Below are 8,079 nucleotides of genomic sequence, written 5' to 3' on the forward strand. Positions count from 1 at the left end.
TAGATAGAAATTATATAAAATAAAAACAAAACAGAATTAGTCATGGTTTGTCGTGTAGTTTAACGAAATTAATAATAGAGATGAATAAAAAGCAACAAAAATAGGATTTTTGTGCGACTTTAATATTAAAAGCATTAAACTTAACATTGAAATCTGTTCTGGAATGATGATATAGGGAATTTATATTATCAATTTTATATAAGTTTATTATGCTAGACTTTAATTTGTAAAAACAACAACGCAATACATAACTAATATAAAAATAAAAATAAACTTGAATTATAAATACTAAAAATCCTATAATGCTTTTACAAAATATACCGAAGGCATTAATTGAATGCGAGTAGGTCAATTCAAGGAGGAGTTTCTATGAAAGCAATATTAGTTTCTGTCGATAACGGAAACAAACAAACAAAAACCATAGGTTTAAATATTAATGAAAAAATGGTGTATGACTCTGGCTATGTTGAATCTAAAGAAGAACCGTTAATAAAAGAAAAGCTGATTAAATATAGAGGTATGTATTATTCAATTGGCCAGAAAAGATTTCCGGTGTTATTTGATAAGACAGAGAATGATAGCACGTTTATTTTGACGTTGCCAGCAATAGCAAATGCAATAAAATCTGAAAAAAATTATGCGAGCAATGTTGAGTGTGAAATTATATTAGCAGTAGGTTTACCACTTTCAAGTTTTGGAAAGTTGAAGACAACTTTTGCAAATTACTTCAAACGAAAAGTGGAGTTTCAATATGAGGGAATCACATACCTTGTTAATATTAAAGAAGTATTAGTATTTCCTCAAGGCTATGCTGCTTACATGCAAGAAATAAAAGCATACAAGGGTGTTGAGGTTTTAGTATTTGACATTGGGGGTTATACGGTTGATTGCCTAAAAGTCAAAAAAGACGCTACTTTAGATGTTGGTTCCATAATATGTAGGTATGATGGAATCATAACACTATTTAATTCTATTCAAAATGAACTAAGAAAACAGAATATATCGATCACTGAAGAGCAGATTCAAGATTTAATTTTAAAAAATCAGCCTATATTCATTAATGAAGATATTATGAATTTAGTTGATATTAAAACTGAAAAATATGTGGAAAACCTAATGAACAGTCTTAAAGAAGAAGGATTTGATACAAGTATAAATCCTGTGATTTTTAGCGGAGGTGGCGCTCTACTTTTAAAAAGCTATTTAGAGAAATTAGAGAGTCTTAAGTATTATGAGTTCCAAGATCAATTTGCTAATAGCTTTGGCTATAAGTTGTTGGCAGAAAAAAGTTTATTAAAGGATCAGTAAGATGGAACGATATAATCGTATTAACTTAGCGCTACTGAAAACTGCGGATGACGATTTAGAAGTTTTTGATATTATAAATAGCCAAAGAAATAAAACGGAATACGTTGTAAAAGCGGTTAAGTTTTATGAAGCAAACAAATTAGAAGTCAGTCGTAAAGAATTAGTAAGTATTGTTGAAGAAGCGATACGAAATATTGGAATTGTTCAGACAATGGCGGAAGTTAACCCAGAAGTAGCAGATGTATCGGATATAACTGATGAAATACTTAATTGTTTTGATAATCTTTAAAAAAGAGATGGGCCTTTGGGTTCATCTCTTTTTCTAAGGTTGTTCACAAATGTGTATAATCAATTGAAATTCATGCCATAAAGAATAAAAAAGTGATTCGAATGAAAAAATCATCGATTTAGAATCCATTTTTTTTAGAGGATCCCAGAATTCCGATTCTAAATCTCATTCCTGTGTTTTAGACTAATTATTCTTTGAAAATGGATTGAAAAGTGCGAAATTTATGAAATTTAGTAGATTCTTGAAGATAAAAGGAATGAAAGGGTTACTTTTCTAGGAGATAAATCAAGAAAATTAGAAAAAGTAACCCCAGAAACTCGATTTTAGAAACCATTTCCTTATATAGAAAATAAAAAATAGATGGCTTTTGACACTTTTTATGAAGCCTAGGTTTTAAAAATATGTTCACATATGCACATTAATGTGCTTAAAATCTATTTTAATTCTATAAGTGATGTTGACAATTGGGAAAGCACCCTTTAAAGTGCTTTCCCAAATCTTGGAAATTTTAATCTAGAATATATTACATTAAAAATGGCGGTTTTCGTAAATATTGTGGTTGAGAAAAAGAGTCGTATATCTCTTTTTTTAAGGATAAATTTCTCCATCTGCTGTAGACTCGTTGTACATTTCAATTAAGTCAATTTGCTCTGATACTTGCTTAAGTGTCTTACCTTCAATCATGCATTGAATATGTTCAGCCCATTTATCAGGATAATGTGTCCCTGCTAATGGATTTGCAGTAGTATCATTAAAAGTCTTTTTACAGCCATTACACTTATATCGCTGACGACCTCTGTATTCTCCATGCCTTTAATTTCCTCACTATCACAATGCGGACAGTGAGGTTTAGATGCAAATCTGGCTTCACGAATATCATCCAAGTAGGCATCAAGCATACTGGCAGAACGATTTATTACTGTATAAAAATCCTCATATAATTCTTGTTGTTCGATGGGGGGGAGTTTTAAAAAATCACTATATATATATAGCAGTTTTACTCATAAAAACCTCTTTGAGGGAACGTTTGTTCTTGTAATATAACACATAACTTAATCAACCACAATATTTACGAAAACCGCCTTAAAAATTTAGGGAGATAAATATTTATATAAAAAAGATTGCATTATTCTTAAGAAGGTGATAAGATGTATTTAAATTAAATATTCAATTGGAAACTGATGTTTTCGAAAATTTATAATATGGACTTTCTGGTAGTCTGTCCATATGTGAAGTTTCGAAGGTGTCAGTTTTTTTGTACGTTGAAAACTGAATGAGTGAACGATGTTGCGACCAAGAAGGTGGCATTATGACAGAGTTGGAAGAAATTTGGTGAAAAAGATTCTAGAATTAGTAATTAGTACTTACCCGTCAGAATTTAGGTATAATTCTTATTATTACTTCCAGAGGTTAAATGGAAGCATGTAAGGCAACACCGTTAAGTCAGACGGTGTTGCTATATTAAATATAGTGTTCATTTCTGGACAGATCAATTATAAGGGTAACATCTTAATCGATTATTGTAGCCAAGTCAAATAATTATTGAAGAAAAATAAAAAAGTTGAGAAATATGAGGATGTTAACCTAAAATCACTAATTCATGTGTTATATTTCCCATATAAAGCAATTAAAGAAGAGAAAGAAGAGAAAGAAGAGAAAGAAGGTATTGAAGATGTTTGAAATGAAGAAAATTGTGGATGGTGTTGAGTATAACCTCAATGATGCGAAGTTGATGTGGCATGTGGAGTATGATGATTTTAAAGCCATGAATTGGTGGAGTACTCGCTATTACAAGATTGATGATGAGAGAAGTATTCACATAGAGCAAATGGGTGAACTAGAAATGGATGGGCGACACTTAGTGAGTGAGAGTGAAGACTTGGTCACAAATAGATGGATGGAAAAGATGGTTGAATCGGGAAGATGTATTTATGGCATACTTTCACAGAAGGAGTATATGAAGACGAAGGTCTACGATGCTGCTGATGATGAACCAACAGCCATTGAGTTGCTGGTTGTAGAGGAATCATCCAAAGAACCAATCGGTGGAAAGATCGTTAGATTTGAAGATCTTGTTAAAAGAAGAAGGCGTTGTGTGGTCTGATGGACAGAACAAAAGTAGCCGTTTTAAAGGCTGCTCTTTCTTTTTCATGCTTTAATCCATACAATCCATCCATAGATCACGCACAAAGGGCTTAAACACATTGGTGTGTGTGTTTCCATACAAGAATCCATACTATTCCATACACCGTCTTAAAAGCCGGGATTCCAGTGGATATCTTTTATATTAAGTCCCAGAATCTTGAATAAAGATTCAGGTTGTGTATATAACAAAACAGAGCCGTTTTAAAGGCTCTGCTATGAATGAAATATGATTTTCTGATAGTACTATCAGTTGTTAGCGACTGAAAGTATGTAAGTGCAATCCCGTTAACCAAGCGGGATTGCTATAACTAAATTGGATTTCTATTTCTGGAATCTATTCATTTATAAGGCGAATACATCTTAACCGATCTTTAGGGTGGAATCAAATAATTATCGAATAAAAATATAGAACTTTTTTGTGGTGTAAACCCAGTAAAATCAAGGATTGTAGAGAGCGGAAGAAAGATAATTGAAAGAATTTCACAGAAATAAAGAAAACTTCAAAACATGTGTTATATTTTCCACATAAGGCGATAACGTCTTTGTAAATCAGATTATTGAAAGTGAGTGATGTGTATGAAAAAAAGAATTGGATTTATTGATAATGAAGTATGTAGCAACAAGGAAGTAGAAAAACAAATTGATGAATTGAAGAAATTTGAACTAGATGTCCATACAAAGAGCGGGGAAAAAATCACATGGGAAAAATTAGAAGGTGCTAAAGACAGTATATTCCGTGCTATATTAGATGATAGAGTTCTTAGAGTGAATAAGGAACAAATGATGGCGGATCGTCCTACAATGTGTTGCGTGACCATCAACGAGAATAGAATCATCCGAATTGAATATTATGAAGGACACGATAAACTTGAGCAAATATATGACATTCGCTTTAAAGATGATTATGGTAAGCAATTAGAGAGAAGTTATGATGATATAGGCCTTTATACAACGGGTGATACTTGGAAAGAGATAAAGCAATCGAAAGGGTTCGGAAATCTAATAGATAAGGCTCATAGATTATCTATACAGAGACCAAAAGAAGTGGAAGGAACATATTTTGGTAGAAAGACAGAGACGCTTATGAAGCATAGGGAAAACTTGATGATGTGTACAATGGAAGTCTTGCAAGGGGCATAATGCTTCTATCTGCTATTAATCATTAGATTCTTTAGTTAAGGCATTAAGAAGTATGAAAGTAACATCAGGAATAAGTAGCCGTTTTTAAGGCTACTAATCAACTTCAAGTGATAGAGATTAAGCATCCCAAGAAAAACACCCCGAAGTCATGCCGATGAGGCTGCTAGGGGTGTTTTTCTTTTAATGAAAAGTTATCAAATAGAAGAGAAGATGCGGAAAGTTATGTTGCCAACATATTTGAAGAACTTTATATCTCAACGGAAAATATTATGTTGTGAAATTATGTTGCCAATCTTCTTATTTAATTGGAAAAAGCATGGATTGGAGACATAAGAAATGTTATGTAGCGAACGGCTGAAAGGCTTATGGAGAGAGGTATGGAAGGGGATTTATGGAATTATGTTATTTAATGAACTTTATTGTTTTTATCATAGTAAGAAAATCAATAGAAAGTAAATAAACAACTTTCATGAAACGTTGATTAGATTTAATAATAAAGATTGTAATATATATAAGTCATATTCATAAAAGTGAATAATCATGTGCTAAAAGGGGTGAATTTGAAAAACTTTATTATATATTGTGAGTATCTATTCATAATAAGTCGTTTCTGAATCTTGAGTGCTGATATCTTTATTCAAGATTCAAGGAACTTTATTATTTGATATTAAGCCATTTTTACGATCTTTTAATTTGATGAACTTTAAGGTTTTCTGAAATATCTATACATGTAGAGGGTTGTACTGCAGGTGACAATTGGTCAAACATTACATATATGGAATAGGATGAGAACAAGGAGGTACTTAATGATTAAATTAAGTAAACCAAATAAGGTACTGATAGAAATATTTTAAGTATGATTATTTTGTTTATGATAATATATAGTATAAGAGTTGGAATATTTAATGACAGTATAATATCATTGTCAAGTCTTTTTTAGGGATTTTTATAGACTAGCCTGTAATTTTGAGGCAGCTTTTGCTAGTAGAATCGATTATTTCAGCGTGATCAAGTCTTTGAGCCTTACTTAGGTATAAAAGTGAAAAAATTTAATTGAATGATATAAAATTTCTAGTAGTTATCTAAGTTATATAAATTGATTTAAATCTAAAATAGCCATCCAGTTAAGTATAACACTTATCTAATTATATGGAAAAACTACCATAAATTATTCAAATAATTAGATTTTAGAGTCAATTATATTCTTTATGTACTTTTAATTTTAGTTATGGTTTAATATATTAAATAGAAAAATTTATGGGGGGTTATTCATGAGTAGAATTAATGAACTTATTGAGACGATAAGTGAGGCGGAACGTGTCATCGATAAGCTGGATAAAGATCAAAAAAGCTTTGAAACAATGCTAGAAAAACATATTGAAGCTAATAATGGTGAAGAAATAGATTTATATCTAACTCTTTTAAAAGCAATACGCCAAGAAAAAGAGGAAATGGTCTTAACTATTTTTAATTCAAAATCAAAAATAGATGTACTGAAGTCGTTTGAATAAGTGGCTTCTTTTTTTAAAATGAGGAGATTAAAAAATGATTTATAAAAAAGTATTATATATTTTAGCTTTATTATTATGTATGGTGTCTGTTTCGGGGTGTACCAATAATATTGAGCAAGTTCATGAGGAAGCATTAAATCTACAACCTTTAGAAATAGTTCATGAAGCTAAACAAATTATTTCTGACCAAGAGAATAGTGAAGTTAGTAAAGATGATGAAATATTTATCATTAATAATGAAGATGCCGTAAAGCCTACAGAGGAAAAAGTTCTTATAAAAGAAAATCTGCATGAAAATCCAAAAAATAACCTAGAAAAAGTTAAAGTTATTAGGATTGTTGATGGGGATACAATTGTAGTTGATGGTGATGTTAGGGTTAGATTTATTGGTGTGGACACACCTGAAACCGTAAAGCCAGATAGTGTGGTAGAGATTTATGGTAAGGAAGCCAGTGATTTCACTAAAAGGATGATCGAAGGGGTTTATATATACCTTGAACGTGATATTTCAGATGTGGACCAGTATGGTAGAGCTTTGCGCTATATATTTCTAGAGGACGGAACCTTATTTAATGAATTACTGATAAAAGAAGGCTATGGTAAGGTTGTGACGTATCCTCCGGATGTCAAGTATTCAGAAAGATTTGTTGCAGCACAAATTGATGCTAGAGAAGCCGGTAGAGGCCTATGGGGGCTAGATGAAGTTAAGGAGACTACTTACTAAGGAACATACATCCAAAAGCGGTGAAGGGCTTATTAGAGGTAATCCTAACTCTATGATTTATCATATGCCAGCTGGCGAGCATTATGATAAGGTCACAAGGCCTGTTTATTTCAAGACAGAAGAGGCTGCTATTGCAGAAGGTTATAGAAAAAGTAAGAATTAAGATAGTATTCAGAGATTTTATAAATGGAGAGAATTCCTATAGAAATGATTTCTTGGTCAAATAGGGAATGTGATATTAGGTATGAGGTTGACATTTGTAGGTGGTTCCTATATGAAATAAATATTATGAAGGAAGACGTTGAATTTTAAGTCTTTTCATGTTATTATTTTATCATTGTTTCTTCTTGAAGAGACGATATTATCTCATATCAATATTATTTATTGATACTCTCCTAAAAAGACCCTCGGGTCTTTTTTAAATTTAAAGTGAACATATGTTGGTTTTGTAAATATTGTATAGTGACAATATTTGATTGATCGAATCATCATGAAAAACCTTCTTGTTTAAACAGTATACTTTCATAAAGATAAATTATAAATAAAGATTATTATACAACTTCTAAAATTCAAATCTAAATTCACATATTTCACATCTATTTTGTTGCATTAGTAATTAAATTTCTGAAAGTATACAATTTCCCTTCAATATTTTAATTTGAAGCTGTTAAGATTATATTTTGTTAAACAATTCATTGAATAATCACTGAATTTTGTGATAAAATAGTATTGAGGATTGGCTACATAATTTATTTGTGTTGCCAAAAAAGTATAAATAATTAAGGAATTAAAGAATAATTTCAAGAAACAAGACGTAATGTTGTTGTTTTTTGAAAATGAGTTTCTGTTATTATTCCTTGATAAAAAAATTGAATAGATAAAGATGTACCTATAATACATTCAATAAAGTATTAAATGAGAAGTTTCTTATTGACTTAGAGGTATACGGTGTATTTCTTAGT

Annotated in this window: 7 protein-coding genes; all 7 read left to right on the top strand. The window is 30.9% G+C overall.

All coding sequences use genetic code 11. From position 1 onward, the window contains the following. Positions 1-369: 369 nt before the first annotated feature. A complete protein-coding gene (locus P0N36_RS13925) occupies positions 370-1,308 on the top strand; it encodes a ParM/StbA family protein (protein WP_275843466.1) in 939 nt (312 codons plus the stop codon). A 1-nt stretch (position 1,309) separates the two neighbouring features. Then, positions 1,310-1,597 (top strand): hypothetical protein, encoded by a 288-nt coding sequence (locus P0N36_RS13930; protein ID WP_275843467.1) that lies wholly within the window; start codon positions 1,310-1,312, stop codon positions 1,595-1,597. A 1,672-nt stretch (positions 1,598-3,269) separates the two neighbouring features. Continuing rightward, positions 3,270-3,701 carry a hypothetical protein gene (locus P0N36_RS13935; protein ID WP_275843468.1) on the top strand — a complete coding sequence of 144 codons (432 nt, stop codon included), beginning with the start codon at positions 3,270-3,272 and terminating at the stop codon, positions 3,699-3,701. A 617-nt stretch (positions 3,702-4,318) separates the two neighbouring features. Then, complete coding sequence (locus tag P0N36_RS13940) at positions 4,319-4,882, top strand: hypothetical protein (RefSeq protein WP_275843469.1); 564 nt, start codon at positions 4,319-4,321, stop codon at positions 4,880-4,882. A gap of 1,271 nt (positions 4,883-6,153) precedes the next feature. Next, a complete protein-coding gene (locus P0N36_RS13945; protein WP_275843470.1) occupies positions 6,154-6,393 on the top strand; it encodes a hypothetical protein in 240 nt (79 codons plus the stop codon). A gap of 34 nt (positions 6,394-6,427) precedes the next feature. Further along, positions 6,428-7,117: a thermonuclease family protein gene (locus P0N36_RS13950; RefSeq protein WP_275843471.1), complete on the top strand. Its 690-nt coding sequence runs from the start codon at positions 6,428-6,430 to the stop codon at positions 7,115-7,117. Beyond that, on the top strand, positions 7,092-7,280 hold the full coding sequence (locus P0N36_RS13955) for a sunset domain-containing protein (RefSeq protein ID WP_275843472.1): 189 nt from the start codon (positions 7,092-7,094) through the stop codon (positions 7,278-7,280). The genes P0N36_RS13950 and P0N36_RS13955 overlap by 26 nt, the downstream gene beginning before the upstream one ends. Positions 7,281-8,079 lie beyond the last annotated feature (799 nt).

The organism is Petrocella sp. FN5 (assembly GCF_029210395.1).
Taxonomy (GTDB): Bacteria; Bacillota; Clostridia; order Lachnospirales; family Vallitaleaceae; genus Petrocella.

Coding starts and splice junctions, on each gene's coding strand:
- P0N36_RS13925 (WP_275843466.1), top strand. CDS start 370: ATGAAAGCAATATTAGTTTCTGTCGATAACGGAAACAAACAAACAAAA.
- P0N36_RS13930 (WP_275843467.1), top strand. CDS start 1,310: ATGGAACGATATAATCGTATTAACTTAGCGCTACTGAAAACTGCGGAT.
- P0N36_RS13935 (WP_275843468.1), top strand. CDS start 3,270: ATGTTTGAAATGAAGAAAATTGTGGATGGTGTTGAGTATAACCTCAAT.
- P0N36_RS13940 (WP_275843469.1), top strand. CDS start 4,319: ATGAAAAAAAGAATTGGATTTATTGATAATGAAGTATGTAGCAACAAG.
- P0N36_RS13945 (WP_275843470.1), top strand. CDS start 6,154: ATGAGTAGAATTAATGAACTTATTGAGACGATAAGTGAGGCGGAACGT.
- P0N36_RS13950 (WP_275843471.1), top strand. CDS start 6,428: ATGATTTATAAAAAAGTATTATATATTTTAGCTTTATTATTATGTATG.
- P0N36_RS13955 (WP_275843472.1), top strand. CDS start 7,092: ATGAAGTTAAGGAGACTACTTACTAAGGAACATACATCCAAAAGCGGT.